Here is a 15,928-nt window from a genome sequence, read left to right as displayed (position 1 = left end):
GATGGCCGCCATGCCTTCCGCCAGCAGAGCGCGGATGCTCGTCGTCGTACCGGCCTGGAACGAGCAGGACACCGTCGCCGGCGTGGTGTCCGAGCTCTTCTCCGCCGTCCCCGACGCGGACGTCCTCGTCGTCGACGACGGCTCCACCGACCGCACCGCGGAGGAGGCCGCCCGGGCGGGCGCGCTCGTCCTCGAGCTCCCGATCAACCTGGGCGTCGGCGGCGCCATGCGCGCCGGCTACACGTACGCGATGCGCAAGGGCTACGACCTCGCCGTGCAGGTCGACGCCGACGGGCAGCACGACCCCGCCGAGATCCCGCAGCTGCTCCAGACCATGCACCGCGAGCACGCCGACATCGTGATCGGCGCCCGGTTCGCGGGCGTCGGCGACTACGAGGCGCGCGGTCCGCGCCGCTGGTCGATGCGGATGCTGGCGGGCGTGCTGTCCCGGGTGTGCCGGACCTCCCTCACGGACGCGACCTCGGGGTTCAAGCTGAGCGGCCGGCGGGCGATCACGCTGTTCTCCGGCAACTACCCCGCCGAGTACCTGGGGGACACCGTCGAGTCGCTGGTGATCGCCGCGCGCGCCGGGCTGGTCGTGCGCCAGGTCGGGGTCGCCATGCGGCCGCGCGCCGGCGGCCGGCCGTCGCACTCGCCCGTGCGCGCCGCCGTCTTCCTCGGGCGCGCCGCGCTCGCGCTCGTCATCGCGCTGTCCCGGCCGACCGTCGCCGCCCAGCCGGCGCTCGAGATCGAGGGGACCGCATGAGGCTCACGATCATCTCCATCGTCGTGTGCCTGGCACTGGTGCTCTCGCTGCTGCACCTGCTGCGCACCCGGCGGATCCGGGAGAAGTACGCCGCCGTCTGGATCGTGCTGACGCTGGCGGTCGTCGTGATCGGCGTGTTCCCCGGGCTGGCGTTCTGGCTCTCGGACCTGGTCGGCGTCCAGACACCCGCCAACCTGCTGTTCGCCCTGGCCTCCCTCGTGCTGCTGGCCGTCTGCATCCAGCTGAGCACCGAGATCTCCACCCTGGAGGAGGAGAGCCGTACGCTCGCCGAGGAGGTCGCGCTGCTGCGGCTCGAGATGCGCCAGCACCTGACCCACGCCCAGGGCCCGTCCGGCCCGCCGCACCCCGAGCAGCCCAGCAGCGCGCCGCGCCCGAGCGAGGAGGACGCCCGGTGAGGTCCCACGACAAGGTGTTCTGGGGCTGGTGGGCGGTGCTCTTCGTGCTGTCGTCCCTGTGGGCGGTGGCCAACCCCCTCATGGCGTCGCCCGACGAGCCCGCCCACACCGTCAAGGCGGCTGCGGTGGTCCGCGGCCAGCTCACCGGTCCGGACACCACCGGCGGCACGTCCGTCGACGTGCCGTACTTCTACCGGTTCGTCACCGCCTACCCCACGTGCTACATGTTCGTCCCGGACGAGCCCGCAGGGTGCGACCTGACGCCCACCGAGGACCTGGACGAACCGTCCGACGCCGTGACCCCGGCCGGGCGGTACAACCCGCTCTACTACGCGGTCGTGGGTCTGCCGAGCCTGCTCCCGGCTGGTGATCCCGTGCTCTACGGCATGCGGATCCTGTCCGCCGCATTCACCACCTTCTTCGTGTCCCTCGGCCTGCGCGCGCTCGCCCAGACCGGTCCGCCGACGTGGGCGGTGCCCGGGGTGGCGGGCGCCCTGACGCCGATGATCGTGTTCCTGACGTCGACGGTGAACCCGGCGGCCATCGAGATCACGGCAGCGTTCGCGCTCTGGTGCCAGCTGCTCGCCCTCCTCCGGCACCCCGACCCGGCCCTGGTGCGCAGCCGCATGTGGTGGATCGCCCTGTCGACCGCGTTCTTCGTCAACGCCCGGGGGCTGTCGCTGCTCTACTGCGCGATCCTCGTCGCGGCCGTGCTGCTCATCTCGCCGTGGCGGTCGTTCGTCGACGTGGTCCGCCGGCGCGCCTCCTGGCCGCCCCTCGCCGCCGTCGTCCTGTCCTGCCTCGCCGCGGCCGCCTGGGTGGTCGGCACCAACTCCCTGGGCTCGGGCGCGGCGGTGAACCACCCCGACATGACGTTCCCGAACGCGGCCCGTCTGACCGTGTACGCCTGGGACGGCTTCGTGCTCAACATGGTCGGGCAGTTCGGCTGGATGGACACGCCGCTCGAGGGCTGGGTGCTGATGGCGTACGCCGCCGGCGCCGCCTTCGTCGTGCTGGTCGCGCTCGCCGTGGGGAGCTGGCGCGAGCGCGCAGTGATCGGCCTCGTCGCCGCGGCGACGTACGTGGTGCCGGTGGTGATCCACGCGTCGCAGGCCCACTACCTCGGGTTCATCTGGCAGGGCCGGTACATCCTGCCGGTCGCGATCGGCGTCCCCCTGCTCGCGGCGTTCGTCGTCCACCGGCGGTCGCAGGAGGTCCCGGCGGCCTGGCTGCCCGGGGTCCGGCGGATCGGGGTCTCGCTCGCGGTGGTGCTGGGCTCGCTGCTCGCCGTCGTCCAGCTGGTGGCGTTCGCGCAGAACCTGCACCGGTACGTCAACGGCGACGACGGCGGGTGGTTCTCGCTGGCACCGGACGCCTGGCTCCCTCCGGTCCCGCTGCCGCTGCTGGGGCTCCTCGCCGTCGTCGCCGCCGCGGCGTTCGGCGCGGCGGTGGCGCTCACCGCCCGCGCCGGGGCGGACGACGCGGCCGACACGGGCGGCGAGGCGCTCGACGCCACGGAGCGGCCCGCCGTCGGGTCGGCGGTGTGACGGCGCGCTCCGTCAGCGTGGTCGTCGTCACCTGGAACGGCCTCGACCTGACGCTCCGCTGCCTCGACTCCCTGGACCGCCAGGAGACGCCCGGCCGCGAGGTGGAGGTGCTCGTCGTGGACAACGGGTCGACCGACGGGACCGTCGAGGCGCTGCGCGCACGGCCGGGGGTCCGCCTCGTGCCGCTGGGCCGCAACACCGGCTTCGCCGGCGGGGTGAACGCGGGCGTGGCCGCCTCGTCCGGGGACGTCGTCGTGCTGCTCAACAACGACGCCGTCGCCGAGCCCGACCTCGTGGCGGAGCTCGTCGCGCCGTTCGACGCGCCGGGGGCCGACCGTCTCGGCGCGACCACCGGCCGGGTGGCGCTCCGAGGCCGTTTCCGCGCGGCGCGCCCGGGCGAGACCGGTCTGGTCGACCACGCCGGCCGGACCTGGGTCCGCGCCGGTGCGGACGAGGACGGCGGCGTCCGGCTGAACAGCACGGGCAACGAGGTCACGCGCGCCGCGAACGGCCGGGACCGCGACTGGCTCGCCGACGCCGCCGGGCCGCCCGCCCCGGTCGACGTCTTCGGGTTCAACGGGGGGTGCGCCGCACTGTCCCGCGCCGCGCTGGCGGACGTCGGACCGCTCGACGAGTCGCTGTTCATGTATTACGAGGACACCGAGCTCTCCTGGCGGCTGCGCCGGCGCGGCTGGGCGGTGGAGCACGTGCACGCGGCCCGCACGGTGCACGACCACGCGGGCTCGTCGGACGCGTCGTCTGCGTTCTTCCGGGACCACAACGAGCGCAACCGCCTGGTGGTGGCGCTCGTGCACGCGCCGGTGCCGGTCGTCGCCCGGGCGTTCCTGCGGACGGGGGCGCGCACGCTGCTCGGCCCGGAGCGCGGCCGACGTGCCAGGACGCTGCTCGCGGCGCTCCGCCGCACCCCCGGGGCGCTGCGCCGGCGCCGGGAGGTCGACCGCGCGGCCCGGGTGCCCCGCTCGACGGTGGCCGCGCTGCTGGTCCCCGAGGGGGCGCCGCGATGACCGGTCCCGTCCACGTCGGCGTCACGGTCGAGCAGGCGTGGCAGCGGGTGCCGGGTGGCTCCGCGGCCTACCTGCTCGCGCTGCTGGACGCGCTGCGCGTGCGCGACGACGTCCGCGCCACGGGGCTCGCCGCCGCGCACCGGCACGACGCGCCCGAGGAGCTCCGCGTCCCCGTGCCGGTCCGGTCGCTGCACCTGCCGCGCTACGCGCTGTACCGCGCGTGGAACAGGCTGTCGGTGCCGCGGCCCGAGTGGGCCGACCGGTCCCTCGAGGTGGTGCACGCCTCCACCTGGGCGATCCCGCCGACGTCGCGCCCGCTCGTGGTGACCGTGCACGACGTCGCGTTCCTGCGCGACGCGTCGCACTTCACCCCGCGCGGCGTGCGGTTCTTCACCCGCGCGCTGGAGCGCACCCGCGACGAGGCCGCGGCGGTCGTCGTGCCGTCGCAGGCGACGGCGGAGGACTGCGTCGCGGCGGGGATCGGGCCCGAGCGGCTGCACGTCGTCCCGCACGGTGCGCCGGGCTGGTCGGTGACCGCCGCGGACGTCGCCGAGGCGCGCACCCGGCTCGGCCTCCCGGACCGCTTCGTGCTGTGGTGCGGGACGTTCGAGCCGCGCAAGAACGTGAGCGGGCTGCTCGCCGCGTTCGCCCGGCTCGCGGAGCGCGACCCCGAGATCCGGCTGGTCCTCGTCGGCCCGCCGGGGTGGGGCGAGCTGCCGGCCCGACCGGCCCCCGGACCGTGGGAGCGCCGCGTCGTCGAGCTCGGGCGGCTGTCCGCCGCGGACCTGCGCGCGACCTACGCCGCTGCGACGGCGTTCTGCTTCCCGTCCACCTGGGAGGGTTTCGGCCTGCCGGTCCTGGAGGCCATGTCGGTCGGCACCCCGGTCGTCACCTCCCGCGGCACCTCGATGGCAGAGGTGGTCGGCGACGCGGGAGTCCTCGTCGACCCGCTCGACCCGGAGGCCCTCTCCGCCGGGCTGGAGCGCGCGCTGTCGGACGAGGGCCCGCTCCTGGGTGCCGCCGCCCGGGAGCGCAGCGCGGCGTTCCGCTGGTCCGACGCCGCCGCGGCGCACGCGGCCGTGTACCGCGGTCTCGCGGGGCGCGGCTGACGCCCGGGGGCTCACCGGCGCCCCGGTCGCTACCCTCGGACCACCCCCGTCACCGAAAGCGAGCCCGCGTGCACCTCCTGATCGTCACGACGTCCGCGACGGCCGCGCACGCCCGGCTGACCGCACGGTCCGCCGCGGCCGTCGGCACCGAGTCCCAGGTCCTCGACCTCGACGGGAGCTACCGGCCCGTCGGTGCCGAGCGGGTGCTGTCCCCCGCCGACGCGGGCATCGACCTGGCCGAGCTGCACGCGTGGGCGGCGTACCACCCGCTGGCGGTCGTCCGGTCGCTCGCCGCCCGCCGAGCGGTCGCCGGACGCGCCGCGCAGGACGCGCGCGACGTCGTGGTGCTCGCAGCCCCGGGCGTCCTCCTGGTCGCTGCGCCGGACGCGCTCGCGGACGCCGCGGCCGACCGCGGCCTCGCCCTGGTCGTCCGGGCGGTCCCGGCCGACGACGGGCGCCGCCCCGACGCCGGGGACCTGGTGCGGGCCGGCGCGGTGGACCCGGCGCTCGTCGCGCTGCGCCCGGACCGCGCCGACGTGCTGGCGGCGTGGGGCGAGGTGCTCGCGGACGCGGAGGGCGGCGTTCCGGGGCACGCCTGGCCGGGCATCCTGGCCGCGCTCCCGCACGCCGCGGTCCACGACCCCGCCACCCTGGTCTCGCCGTGGTCCCTGCGGCCCGAGCACCTCCTCGCCGAGGACCCCGGCGGCCGGCTCGTGCTCGACGGCCGTCCGGTCGTCGCCGTCGACCTGACCGTCACGGATCCGGCGTGCCCGTGGCTGCTGGACCCCCGGGTCGACGGCGACCCGCGCGCGCGGCTGAGCGACCACCCCGCGCTCGCGTCACGCGTGGCCGTCGCCATGACGGGCCTGGACGCGGACGCCGCGGCCGCCCGGCCCGCCGGCGCGGACCTGACCCGCACCAGCGTCGGCGCCGACCTGGACGCGGCATTGCGGACCCTCTTCCGTCCGGGCGGCGGCGACCCGTCGGCTCCGGACCCGTTCGACCCGGGCCGCCGCGAGGAGCTCCTGGACTGGCTCACCGAGCCGTCCGCGTCCGGGACGCCCGGGCGGTACCTGCTCGCGGTGCGCGCGTCGCGGCCGGACCTGCGCGCGGCGTTCCGGTGGGTCCCCGGGCGCGACGAGGAGGCCTTCCTGGCCTGGGCGGCGGACCACGCCGCGGCCGAGGGGTACGACGCCGGCCTCGTCGACGAGGCGGTGCGCCGGTGGACGGCCCCGCCCCCGCCGCCCGCCGCGTACGAGCCGGGCGTCAACGTGGTCGGCTTCCTGCGCGGCGAGCTCGGCATCGGCGAGTCCGCCCGCCAGCTCGTTGCCGCGCTCGACGCCGCCGGCGTGCCGCAGGCGGCCGTCGCCGTGGAGACGCACCTGACCAGCAGGCAGCGCCCCGCGGGTCCGGGAGCCGGTGCGCGGAGCGCGCCGCTCGCGACGACCCTCCTCTGCGTGAACGCGGACCTGACGCCGACGGTCGCAGCCGGGCTGCCCGTGGCCTTCGACCGGACCTACCGCATCGGCATGTGGTACTGGGAGGTCGAGGACTTCCCCGCCAGCCAGCACGACGGGTTCGCGGCGGTCGAGGAGGTGTGGGTCGCCACGGACTTCATCCGGGCGGCGATCGCCCCGCACACGACGCTGCCCGTGACGACGGTGACGCCGCCCCTGCCCCAGCGGCCGGCCCACGTCACGCTCGGCCGGGCGGAGCTCGGGCTGCCCGACGGCCCGCTGTTCCTGTTCGCGTTCGACTTCCTCAGCACGGCGGAGCGGAAGAACCCGCTCGGGCTCGTCGACGCGTTCTGCGCGGCCTTCTCGCCCGAGGACGGGCCCGTGCTCGTGGTGAAGTCGATCAACGCCGACCAGCGGCCCGCCGACGCCGAGCGGCTGCGGCTGCGCGTGGCAGGGCTGCCGCACGTCGTGCTCCTGGAGGACTACCTGGACGCGGACGCGCGCGACGCGCTCATGGCGGCGTGCGACTGCTACGTCTCGCTGCACCGCAGCGAGGGTCTCGGCCTGACCATGGCCGAGGCGATGGCGTGGGGCAAGCCGGTCATCGCCACCCGGTACAGCGGGAACCTGCAGTTCATGACCGACGAGAACAGCTTCCTCGTCGACTGGTCACCGGTGCCGATCCCCGAGGACGCGGCGCCGTACCCCGCCGGCGCGACCTGGGCGGAGCCCGATCCGGACCACGCCGCGCGCCTCATGCGCGAGGTGCTCGAGCGGCCCGAGGAGGCCCGCGCCCGGGGGCAGCGGGCCGCGGCCGACATCGCCACGCTGCACTCCCCCGCCGCCGCGGGGCGCCGGATCGCGGCCAGGCTCACCGCGATCGCGGCGTCCGCCGGCTCCTCGGAGGAGCCGGCCTCCCCCGGGCGGCGGCTGCTCGGCCGCCTGCGCGGCGCCGCCCGGGGGTGATCCGGGGTCGCGCCGGTCAGGCGCCGCCGGTCATCCGGCGCACCCGGCCGGCGGCCCGGCGGGCCACCTCACCGACGCCGCCGGCACGCAGGTAGTCCCGCGCGAGCGCCAGGTCGCCGCGCACGGTCGGCCGCGGCCGCGCGTCGGGCGCGCGCCTGTCCTGCTCGGCCGTGCCGCGCAGCGCGACGTCCGCCGCCCGGCGGGGGTCCCGGCAGAACTCGATCAGCGGCCGGAGCACGCGCGACCACGCGTAGTCGCCGGCGAACTCCCGCACCGCGCCGCGGGCACGCTCGGCGGCGTCCGCGTCGTACAGCATCTCCTCGAGCGCGGCCTCGAGCGCCGCGACGTCCTCGGCCGGCACGACCCGGCCGAGCCCTCGCTCGCGGATGAGCGCTCCGAACGTGTCCCCGTCGGTCGCCACGATCGGCAGCGAGGCCCACAGGTAGTCGAGGATGCGGGTCCGGAAGCTGAACGCCGTCTCCACGTGCTGGAAGTGGGTGGAGACGCCGAGGTCGGCGTCGAGCAGGTAGTCCGCCCGCTCCTCGTACGGCACCCAGCCCTCGTTGAAGAACACGTGCCGGCCGGTCAGACCGAGCTCGCGCGCGAGCTCCTGGGTCCGCCACGCGACCTCCATCTCCGGCACGCCGGGGTTGGGGTGCTTGAGGCCGAGGAAGTACAGCCGCACGTCCGGGTGCCGCTCCGCCAGCCGCGCCACGGCCCGGATCAGGGTCAGCGGGTCGAACCAGTTGTAGATCCCACCGCCCCAGAGGATCACCTTGTCGTCGGGGCCGATCCCCTCGACGGCGCCCTTGATGCCGTGCCGGTGCTGCACGGGCGGCTCGTCGGCGATCCCGAAGGGCACGACGGCGAGCAGGTTGTCCAGGTTCGCCTGCTCGTCGTAGACGGCGGGGTTCACCCGGCCCTGGCTCGCCAGGTGGCCGAGCCAGAAGTCCCGCTGCTTCTCCGACGCGCACAGCAGCAGGTCGGCACGCCGGATCTGCTCGTTCAGCACCTCGGTGGTGGCGCGCACGGCACGGACCCGGCCGTCCGGGCCGAGGTCCCTGGCCTGCTCGAGCTGCTCCAGGTGCATCGGGTCGTAGATGTCGGCGACGACGACCTTGGGGCTGTCCTTCAGCCAGGGCGCCTGCTCGAGCAGGAAGCCCTGGAAGATGATGACGTCCGCCCACCGGGTGGGCTCGCGCAGGCCGGCGCCGTGCGCGTACTCCACCGAGAAGTCGGGGGACGTGCGCTTGGCGCCGCCCGTGGACAGCAGCCGCACGTCGTGCTCGCCCGCCAGCGCGCTCGCGATCTCCCACGCCCGGATGGCGGGCCCGGCCATCCGCTCGAGGAGCGGCTCTCCCGTGACGACGAGCACCCGGTGCCGGCTGTTCACGTGCTCGGCGATGCCGAAAGCCTCGACCAGGACGTCGTGCGCCGCCAGGTAGGACGGCATCCCGTAGGCCGGCTCGAGCGCCTTGCGGAACAGCGGGAACAGCTCGCGGTCGCTGCGCCGGCGCGCCGCCTGGAGCTCGCGGCGGGACTCCAGCAGGGTCGGCATCTGCTCGACCAGGTAGTCGATCGCGTACGTCCCCGTCAGCGCCATCTTGGGCAGCTCGAGCGTGCCGACGTCGTCCCCGCCGGGCGACCGCTGGAGGTCGAGCGAGGTCGCGTCCACGTCGGCGCGCGCGAGCGAGCGGCGCACGGCGAGCGCGAGCGCGGCCGGCAGGGCGCGCGCCAGGGACTCGTCGTCGTAGTTCTTGTACATCGAGAGCAGGGCGTTCCGCTCGAGCAGGTAGCTCTCGCGGAAGTTGCCGAACTTCTTCATCGTGACGTGGTGCTTGTGGAACGCGACGGAGCCGGGCACGTACCGCACGCGGTGCCCCAGCAGGTTCAGGCGCCAGCCCAGGTCGACGTCCTCGTAGAACATGAAGAACCGCTCGTCGAAGCCGCCGACCTCGCGGTACAGCTCCGCGCGCACGAACATGGCGGCGCCGGTGCCGAACAGCACGTCGTGCGCGACGTCCCACTGCCCCGTGTCGGGCTTCTCGACCTCGCGCTTGTACCCCATGCCGAACCAGGTGAGCGAGCCGTCGACGTAGTCGATCAGGCCGCCCTCCCAGTCGAGCACCTTCGACGCGACCGAGCCCACCTCCGGGTCGGCGCGCATGGCGTCGACCGCGGCGCGGATCCAGCCGCGGTCCGGCCGGGCGTCGTTGTTGATGAACGCGACGAACTCACCGGTCGCGTGCGCGACGCCGAGGTTGCACCCGCCCGCGAACCCGGTGTTCGAGCCGGCGTCCACCACGAGGGCCCCGGGGACCGCCGCGCGGATCCGCTCCACGCTGCCGTCGCCGGAGTCGTTGTCGACGACGATCAGCTCGAGGTCCTGCGCCGGCCAGTCGACCTCGTCGAACGCCCGCAGGCACGTGATCGTGTCCTCGGCACCCCGGTAGTTCACCAGGACCACCGACACCACGCCCGGCCGCACCCGCGGCCGCTTCTCCTCGCCGCCGCTCACGCCCCGGCCTCCCTCTCACCCAGCTCCAGGTCGTGGTCGACCATGCGTCCCACGACCTCCTCGAACGTCACGCTCGGGGTCCACCCGAGCTCGCGGCGGGCCTTGCCCGCGTCGCCCACCATCACCGAGGCGTCGGCCGGCCGGAAGAACTCGGGGTCGCTCTCGACGTGGGCCGCCCAGTCGTCCCCGACCCCGGCCCGCCGCAGCGCCGCCTCGGCGAACTGCGCCACCGTGTGCGTCGTCCCGGTGGCCACCACGAAGTCGTCCGGCACGTCGTGCCGCGCCGCGCGGACCATCGCGTCCACGTAGTCGGGCGCCCACCCCCAGTCCCGGCGCGCCTCGAGGTTGCCCAGGCGGATCGTGCCCGAGCCCTCCCGGGCGATCCGCGCGGCGGCCGAGGTGATCTTCCGGGTCACGAACGTCGTGGGCCGCCGCGGCGACTCGTGGTTGAACAGGATGCACGTGGCGGCGTGCAGCCCGCGGCCCCGGTAGACGGCGGCGGCGTGGTGCGCGAACGCCTTCGCCGCCCCGTAGGGCGACACCGGGCGCACCGGGGTCGACTCGTCCTGGGGCGAGACCGCCGCGTCGCCGAAGATCTCGGAGCTGCTGGCCTGGACGAACGCCACCCGCCGCCCGGTCCGGTCCTGCAGCCGGGCGGCGGCGTCGAGCAGCACCGTGACGGCGAGCCCGCTGAGCCGCCCGGTCAGGACGGGCTCGCGCCACGACTGGGCCACCGAGCTGATGCCCGCGAGGTTGTACACCTCGTCGGGCTCGACCTCGTCGACCAGCCGGCGGAGCCCGTCCTCGTCACCGAGGTCGCCCTCGTGCAGCACGACGCCACGGGCCCGCGCGTCGGACGCCGAGGCGTCCGACGCGCGCACCAGGCCGTGGACCTCCGCACCCTCGGCGACGAGGCGCTCTGCGAGGTAGCTCCCGTCCTGCCCGGTGACGCCCGTGATGAGGACACGTGCCACGCGTCAGAGCCCAGCCTGGGCGCGCTGCTCCCGCAGGTCGTTCTCGACCATCATGGTGACCAGCTGCGTGAAGTCGACCTTCGGCTCCCAGCCCAGGACCTCACGGGCCTTGGTCGGGTCGCCGATGAGCAGGTCGACCTCGGCCGGGCGCATGAACGCCGGGTCCTGGCGGACGTAGCCCGACCAGTCGTCGATGCCGACCGCGGAGAACGCGATGTCGAGCAGCTCGCCGATGGCGTGGGTCTCGCCCGTCGCCACCACGTAGTCGTCGGCCGTGTCCTGCTGCAGCATCCGCCACATCGCCTCGACGAAGTCGCCGGCGAAGCCCCAGTCGCGCTTGGCGTCCAGGTTGCCCATGACGATCTCGTCCTGCAGGCCGAGCTTGATGCGCGCGACGGCCTGCGACACCTTCCGGGTCACGAACTCCGGGCCGCGGCGGGGCGACTCGTGGTTGAACAGGATGCCGGAGGACGCGTGCATCCCGTACGACTCGCGGTAGTTGATGGTCATGTAGTGGCCGAACACCTTGGCGACGCCGTACGGCGAGCGGGGCCACAGCAGGGTGGACTCACGCTGCGGCACCTCCTGCACCTTGCCGAACATCTCGGAGCTGGACGCCTGGTAGAAGCGGACCCGGGTCGGGTCGTCGTGCGAGTAGAGGCGCACCGCCTCGAGCACGTTCAGCACACCCTTGCCCGTCACCTCGGAGGTGAGCAGCGCGTTCTCCCAGGAGTACGCGACGAACGAGATCGCGCCCAGGTTGTAGACCTCGTCCGGCTGCGCCACCTCGAGCGCCCGGATGAGGCTGGACATGTCCGTGAGGTCACCGGTCACCAGCTTGACGTCCGGCACCGTCGCACGGACCAGGTCGAGCTTCGGGTTGTTCTGGCCGCGGATCAGGCCGTAGACCTCGTAGCCCTTGGACAGCAGGAGCTCGGAGAGGTAGAGACCGTCCTGGCCCGTGATACCGGTGATGAGTGCGCGGGGCATGATTCCTCGTGGGGTATGGGAACAGTGGGTGCCGAGACTACCGACTCCGCTGCTCCCGCGGGTACACGGCGGCGCCGCCGCCCCCGCGGGCGGCGGTGGGGCGCGCCCCTATGATGGCTGCCGTGCACCAGCAGCCTCCCTTCGTGTCGAACGCGCAGAACGGCGAGGACGTCGTCCTCTGGCGGGCCCTGGGGCACCTGCAAACCGGGACGTACGTCGAGGTCGGCGCGAACCACCCGCTCGAGGACTCGGCGAGCCGGGCGTTCTACGACCGCGGCTGGTCCGGGGTGACGGTCGAGCCCGTCCCCGTCTACGCCGAGCTGCACCGGCAGGAGCGCCCGCGCGACACCCTGGTGCAGGCCGCGGTGACGGACCGCGCGGGCGACGTCGTGCTGCACGTCATCCCGGACAGCGGTCTGTCCACGCTCGTCGACGACGTCAGCGCGGAGCACGCGCGGCACGGCTTCGAGCCCCAGGACGTCACGGTCCCCGCGGTGCGGCTGGACGCGGTCGTCGAGCGGGCCGGCCTGTCCGACGTCCCGGTGCACTTCCTCCTGGTCGACGTGGAGGGGGCGGAGGGCGACGTCCTGGCGACCGTGGACCTGACCCGGTGGCGCCCCTGGGTGCTCGTCGTCGAGTCCACCGCACCCAACTCGACCGAGCAGACCCACGGCGCCTGGGAGCCCGGCGTGCTGGCGGCCGGCTACGTGTTCTGCCTCTTCGACGGGATCTCGCGGTTCTACGTCGCGCAGGAGCACGCCGACGAGCTGCGCCCCCGGCTGTCCTACCCCGCGTGCGTGCTGGACCAGTACGTCACCCGGCACGCGGTCCGGCTGGAGGAGGAGCGGGCCGAGGCGATCCGGGACGCCGTCCATTGGCGGACCCGCGCCCTGGTGGGATGGGCGGAGTCGCTGGCGTCGACGGCCGCGCCGGCCCCCGCCGACGACGAGGAGGTCGGGCGCCTGCGCGCGGAGCTCATCGCCACCCGGCAGACGCTGTCCTGGCGCGTGACGCGTCCGCTGCGCGGCGCCCGCCGGGTGCTCGCGGCGGTGCGGGCCGCCCGATGAGCGTGGTGCCGGCCCGGGAGCGGGGCAGCGAGACCGACGACCCGGAGGTCCTGCTGCGGGCCCTCGACCAGCGGGTGCACGCGGCTGCGGTGGCGCTGCTGGGGCACGAGCGCGCCAGCGCCGCCACGGACATCGAGCCGGGGAGCGTGAGCGCGCAGCTGCTCCCCCCGCTCGTGGAGCACGCCGCCGCGGCCGGGGACGCGGACCGGTGGCTGCTGCTGACCGCCGTGCGCGCCGCCTTCCCGACCGCCCGCGACCTGGTCGACCTGCGGCGAGCGCTCGCCACGACGCCCACGCGCGAGATCGCCACGTCCCTGCTGCGCGACGTGCTCGGCGCGCCCGGCCTCGGGCGCGCCGACCTGCCGATGGACCTGGTCGACGGCGGCGTCGTCGTCGACGTCGACTTCAGCGCCCGGAACGACACCCACACCGGCATCCACCGCGTCGTGCGCGAGACGGTGCCGCGGTGGCAGGGCCGCGACGTGACGCCGGTGGCCTGGGTCGACCAGTACTCCGTGTTCCGCCGGCTCGCCCCCCGCGAGGCCGACCGCGTCCTGCGCTTCGGGCAGGACGTGCCCCCGTCCGACGCGTCCGGGTACGCCCCTCGCCTGGTGGTGCCCTGGCGCAGCACCGTGGTGCTGCCGGACGTCCCGAACGGCGACGCGTCCGACCACCTGGCGACCCTGGCCCGGTTCTCCGGCAACCGCCTGTCGCTCATCGGCTACGACATGATCCCCATCACCAGCGCCGAGACCCGCCCGCAGCACGACGCGGTCGTGTTCGGGCAGTACCTGACCGTCGTCAAGCACGCCCACCGCGTGGCCGGCATCAGCCGCTCCGCGACGACCGAGTTCGCGGGGTTCGCCGACGCGCTCGCCGCACAGGACCTGCCGGGTCCCGTCGTGCGGGAGGTCCGGCTGGTGGAGGACGCACCACCCGTCGGGACCGCGCGCCCCGCCGGTCCCCGGCCCCGGGTGCTGTGCGTCGCCAGCAGGGAGCCGCACAAGAACCAGCGCGCGGTGCTGCACGCTGCCGAGCGCCTGTGGCGTGAGGGGCTCGACTTCGAGCTCGAGCTCATCGGCGGCCCCGGGTGGAGCGACGCGCTGCTCGCCCCGGCGATCGCCCGGGCGCGCGAGGCCGGCCGGCCGCTGATCGACAGCGGGCGTGTCGCGGACGACTACCTGTGGTCGGCCCTGCGCGGTGCCAGCTTCACGGTGTTCGTGTCGCTGCACGAGGGCTACGGCCTTCCCGTGGCCGACTCCCTCGCCTGCGGCACCCCGGTCGTGACGTCCGACTTCGGCAGCCAGCTCGAGATCGCGGAGGCCGGCGGCTGCCTCACGGTGGACCCGCGGGACGACGACGCGATCACCGACGCGATGCGACGGCTGCTCACCGAGCCGGCGACGCTGGCGGAGCTGCGCGCCCAGGCACTTGCCCGGCCCCGGCGCACCTGGGACGAGTACGCGGACGAGCTGTGGCAGGTGCTCGTGGACGGAGGGACGGGGCTGTGAGGCTGCTGCGCGGACAGGCGGCTCCCGCCGAGACGGACGAGGCAGGCACCGCGCGTGCCGTCGCGGCGTGGGACCGGCGGCTGCCGCTGCTGGCGGCCGCCCTGGACCGGCCGGTGCTGACGGGGACCCCTGCCGCGGACGGCCGGCTCGGCGAGGCGCTCGCCGCGCTGGTCGAGCCGACCGACCGTGCGCAGGTGTGGCTCGCGCTCGCGGTGCTCACCGGCCGGCTGCCCGAGGAGGACGCGGTCCTCGAGACCGCGCGCGCGGCGGAGTTCGACGCCGGCGCTCTCGCGGACGCCGTCGCGGCGCACACCACCCCGCAGAGCGCCGGCTGGGCGGTGCGCGTCGCCACGGGCGCCACGCTGGTGGACGTCGCCCACACCGCCTCGACCACCCTGACCACGGGCATCCAGCGCGTGGCCCGGGAGACGGCCCGACGCTGGCTGCGCGACCACGCGTGCGAGCCGGTGTCCTGGACCCAGGGGTTCGAGGCCCCGCGCGAGCTCACCGCGGTCGAGCACGACCGGATCGTGAGCGCCCGGGCCGCGGAGGAGGACCGCGAGTCCGAGCAGAGCACCGTGGTGGTCCCCTGGCGCTCGCGGTACCTGCTGCCCGAGCTCGCGGCCGAGCCCGGGCGCGCCGCCCGGCTCCGCGCCTTCGCCCGGTTCAGCGGCAACCGCACCGGCGTGATCGGCTTCGACTGCGTGCCGATCACCTCCGCCGAGACCACGCAGCTCGGGTTCGCCGGGGTGTTCGCCGGCAACCTGGCCGCGGTGCGCTGGTTCGACCGGGTCGCGACCATCTCCGAGGCGGCGCGGACCGAGTACACCGGGTGGACCCGCATGCTGGGCGCCATCGGCCTGACCGGCCCGCAGGTCGAGGCCGTGCTGCTCCCGGTCGAGGCCCCGGAGTCGACCGCCGAGGACCTGGCCGCCGCGCGCCGGCGATTCGTCGTGCCCGGGCTGCCGCTCGTGCTGGTGGTGGGCAGCCACGAGCCGCGGAAGAACCACGCCGCGGTGCTGCAGGCGGCCGAGCTGCTCTGGCGCGAGGGTCACGAGTTCAGCCTGAGCTTCGTGGGGGGCAACGCCTGGGACAGCGAGGCCTTCCAGGCCCGGCTCGCGGCCGCCCAGGCCGCCGGCCGGCCCGTCGAGACCGGCAGCAAGATCGCCGACGCCCACCTGTGGGCCGCCTACCGGCTCGCCCGGTTCACGGTGTTCCCGTCCTTCAACGAGGGCTACGGGCTACCGGTCGCGGAGTCGCTGGCCGTCGGCACCCCGGCCATCACGTCGGGCTTCGGCAGCATGGAGGAGATCGCCGCCGGCGGCGGTGCGCTGCTGGTGGACCCGCACGACGACGCCTCCGTCGCCGACGCCATGCGCAGGCTGCTGACGGAGCCGGGCACGGTGCGCCGCCTGCGCGCCGAGGCGGCCGCGCGCCCGGTCCGGACCTGGGACGACTACGCCGCTGAGACCTGGGCCTCGCTGACGTCCTGACGGCCGAGCGGCGCACCACGCGACCGCCCGTCGGGGCCTCGCCAGGACGGAGGGCCGGCACCGTGGGTGCCTGCCCTCCGTCGCGGCGC

General features: G+C 75.2%; 12 protein-coding genes. 9 read left to right on the top strand and 3 right to left on the bottom strand.

Features of this window, described 5'->3' with window-relative positions; translation table 11 throughout:
- Window positions 1-10: 10 nt before the first annotated feature.
- The 6 genes from FS882_RS06850 to FS882_RS06825 all read left to right on the top strand — a co-directional run bounded on the left by FS882_RS06850 (window position 11) and on the right by FS882_RS06825 (window position 7,286).
- Window positions 11-766, top strand: coding sequence for a glycosyltransferase family 2 protein (locus FS882_RS06850; protein ID WP_158372264.1), 756 nt, complete (start codon window positions 11-13; stop codon window positions 764-766).
- Entirely contained in the window at window positions 763-1,182 is a 420-nt protein-coding gene (locus tag FS882_RS06845; protein WP_158372262.1) for a DUF2304 domain-containing protein, read from the top strand. The genes FS882_RS06850 and FS882_RS06845 overlap by 4 nt, the downstream gene beginning before the upstream one ends.
- Window positions 1,179-2,729 (top strand): DUF2142 domain-containing protein, encoded by a 1,551-nt coding sequence (locus tag FS882_RS06840; RefSeq protein WP_158372260.1) that lies wholly within the window; start codon window positions 1,179-1,181, stop codon window positions 2,727-2,729. Before FS882_RS06845 ends, FS882_RS06840 begins: the two co-directional genes overlap by 4 nt.
- Entirely contained in the window at window positions 2,726-3,754 is a 1,029-nt protein-coding gene (locus FS882_RS06835; RefSeq protein ID WP_187365176.1) for a glycosyltransferase family 2 protein, read from the top strand. The genes FS882_RS06840 and FS882_RS06835 overlap by 4 nt, the downstream gene beginning before the upstream one ends.
- Window positions 3,751-4,863: a glycosyltransferase family 4 protein gene (locus FS882_RS06830; protein ID WP_158372258.1), complete on the top strand. Its 1,113-nt coding sequence runs from the start codon at window positions 3,751-3,753 to the stop codon at window positions 4,861-4,863. Before FS882_RS06835 ends, FS882_RS06830 begins: the two co-directional genes overlap by 4 nt.
- A gap of 68 nt (window positions 4,864-4,931) precedes the next feature.
- The gene (locus FS882_RS06825) at window positions 4,932-7,286 is read left to right on the top strand and encodes a glycosyltransferase (RefSeq protein ID WP_158372256.1); all 2,355 of its coding nucleotides are present in this window, start codon (window positions 4,932-4,934) and stop codon (window positions 7,284-7,286) included.
- 16 nt (window positions 7,287-7,302) lie between these two features.
- Here the strand turns inward: FS882_RS06825 and FS882_RS06820 are convergent, their stop codons facing one another.
- From FS882_RS06820 to FS882_RS06810, 3 genes are read right to left on the bottom strand one after another with little or no spacing between them, the layout of a single operon-like run.
- The gene (locus FS882_RS06820; protein ID WP_158372254.1) at window positions 7,303-9,804 is read right to left on the bottom strand and encodes a glycosyltransferase; all 2,502 of its coding nucleotides are present in this window, start codon (window positions 9,802-9,804) and stop codon (window positions 7,303-7,305) included.
- Window positions 9,801-10,778, bottom strand: coding sequence for a GDP-mannose 4,6-dehydratase (locus tag FS882_RS06815; protein WP_158372252.1), 978 nt, complete (start codon window positions 10,776-10,778; stop codon window positions 9,801-9,803). Before FS882_RS06815 ends, FS882_RS06820 begins: the two co-directional genes overlap by 4 nt.
- 3 nt (window positions 10,779-10,781) lie before the next feature.
- Complete coding sequence (locus tag FS882_RS06810; protein WP_158372250.1) at window positions 10,782-11,768, bottom strand: GDP-mannose 4,6-dehydratase; 987 nt, start codon at window positions 11,766-11,768, stop codon at window positions 10,782-10,784.
- Window positions 11,769-11,890: 122 nt separating this feature from the next.
- Here FS882_RS06810 and FS882_RS06805 point away from each other — a divergent pair, with 122 nt between their 5' ends.
- The 3 genes from FS882_RS06805 to FS882_RS06795 are packed head-to-tail and all read left to right on the top strand — an operon-like array spanning window position 11,891 to window position 15,839.
- Window positions 11,891-12,835: an FkbM family methyltransferase gene (locus FS882_RS06805; protein WP_187365175.1), complete on the top strand. Its 945-nt coding sequence runs from the start codon at window positions 11,891-11,893 to the stop codon at window positions 12,833-12,835.
- The gene (locus FS882_RS06800; protein WP_158372247.1) at window positions 12,832-14,346 is read left to right on the top strand and encodes a glycosyltransferase family 4 protein; all 1,515 of its coding nucleotides are present in this window, start codon (window positions 12,832-12,834) and stop codon (window positions 14,344-14,346) included. The genes FS882_RS06805 and FS882_RS06800 overlap by 4 nt, the downstream gene beginning before the upstream one ends.
- Window positions 14,343-15,839, top strand: coding sequence for a glycosyltransferase (locus FS882_RS06795; RefSeq protein ID WP_158372245.1), 1,497 nt, complete (start codon window positions 14,343-14,345; stop codon window positions 15,837-15,839). The genes FS882_RS06800 and FS882_RS06795 overlap by 4 nt, the downstream gene beginning before the upstream one ends.
- The last annotated feature ends 89 nt before the right edge of the window (window positions 15,840-15,928 follow it).

The sequence above is a fragment of the Cellulosimicrobium cellulans genome (genome assembly GCF_007679345.1).
In the GTDB taxonomy this organism is placed as follows: domain Bacteria; phylum Actinomycetota; class Actinomycetes; order Actinomycetales; family Cellulomonadaceae; genus Cellulomonas; species Cellulomonas cellulans_A.
Note: the sequence above shows the minus strand (reverse complement) of the source record. Positions and strands in the feature narration are given on the sequence as shown.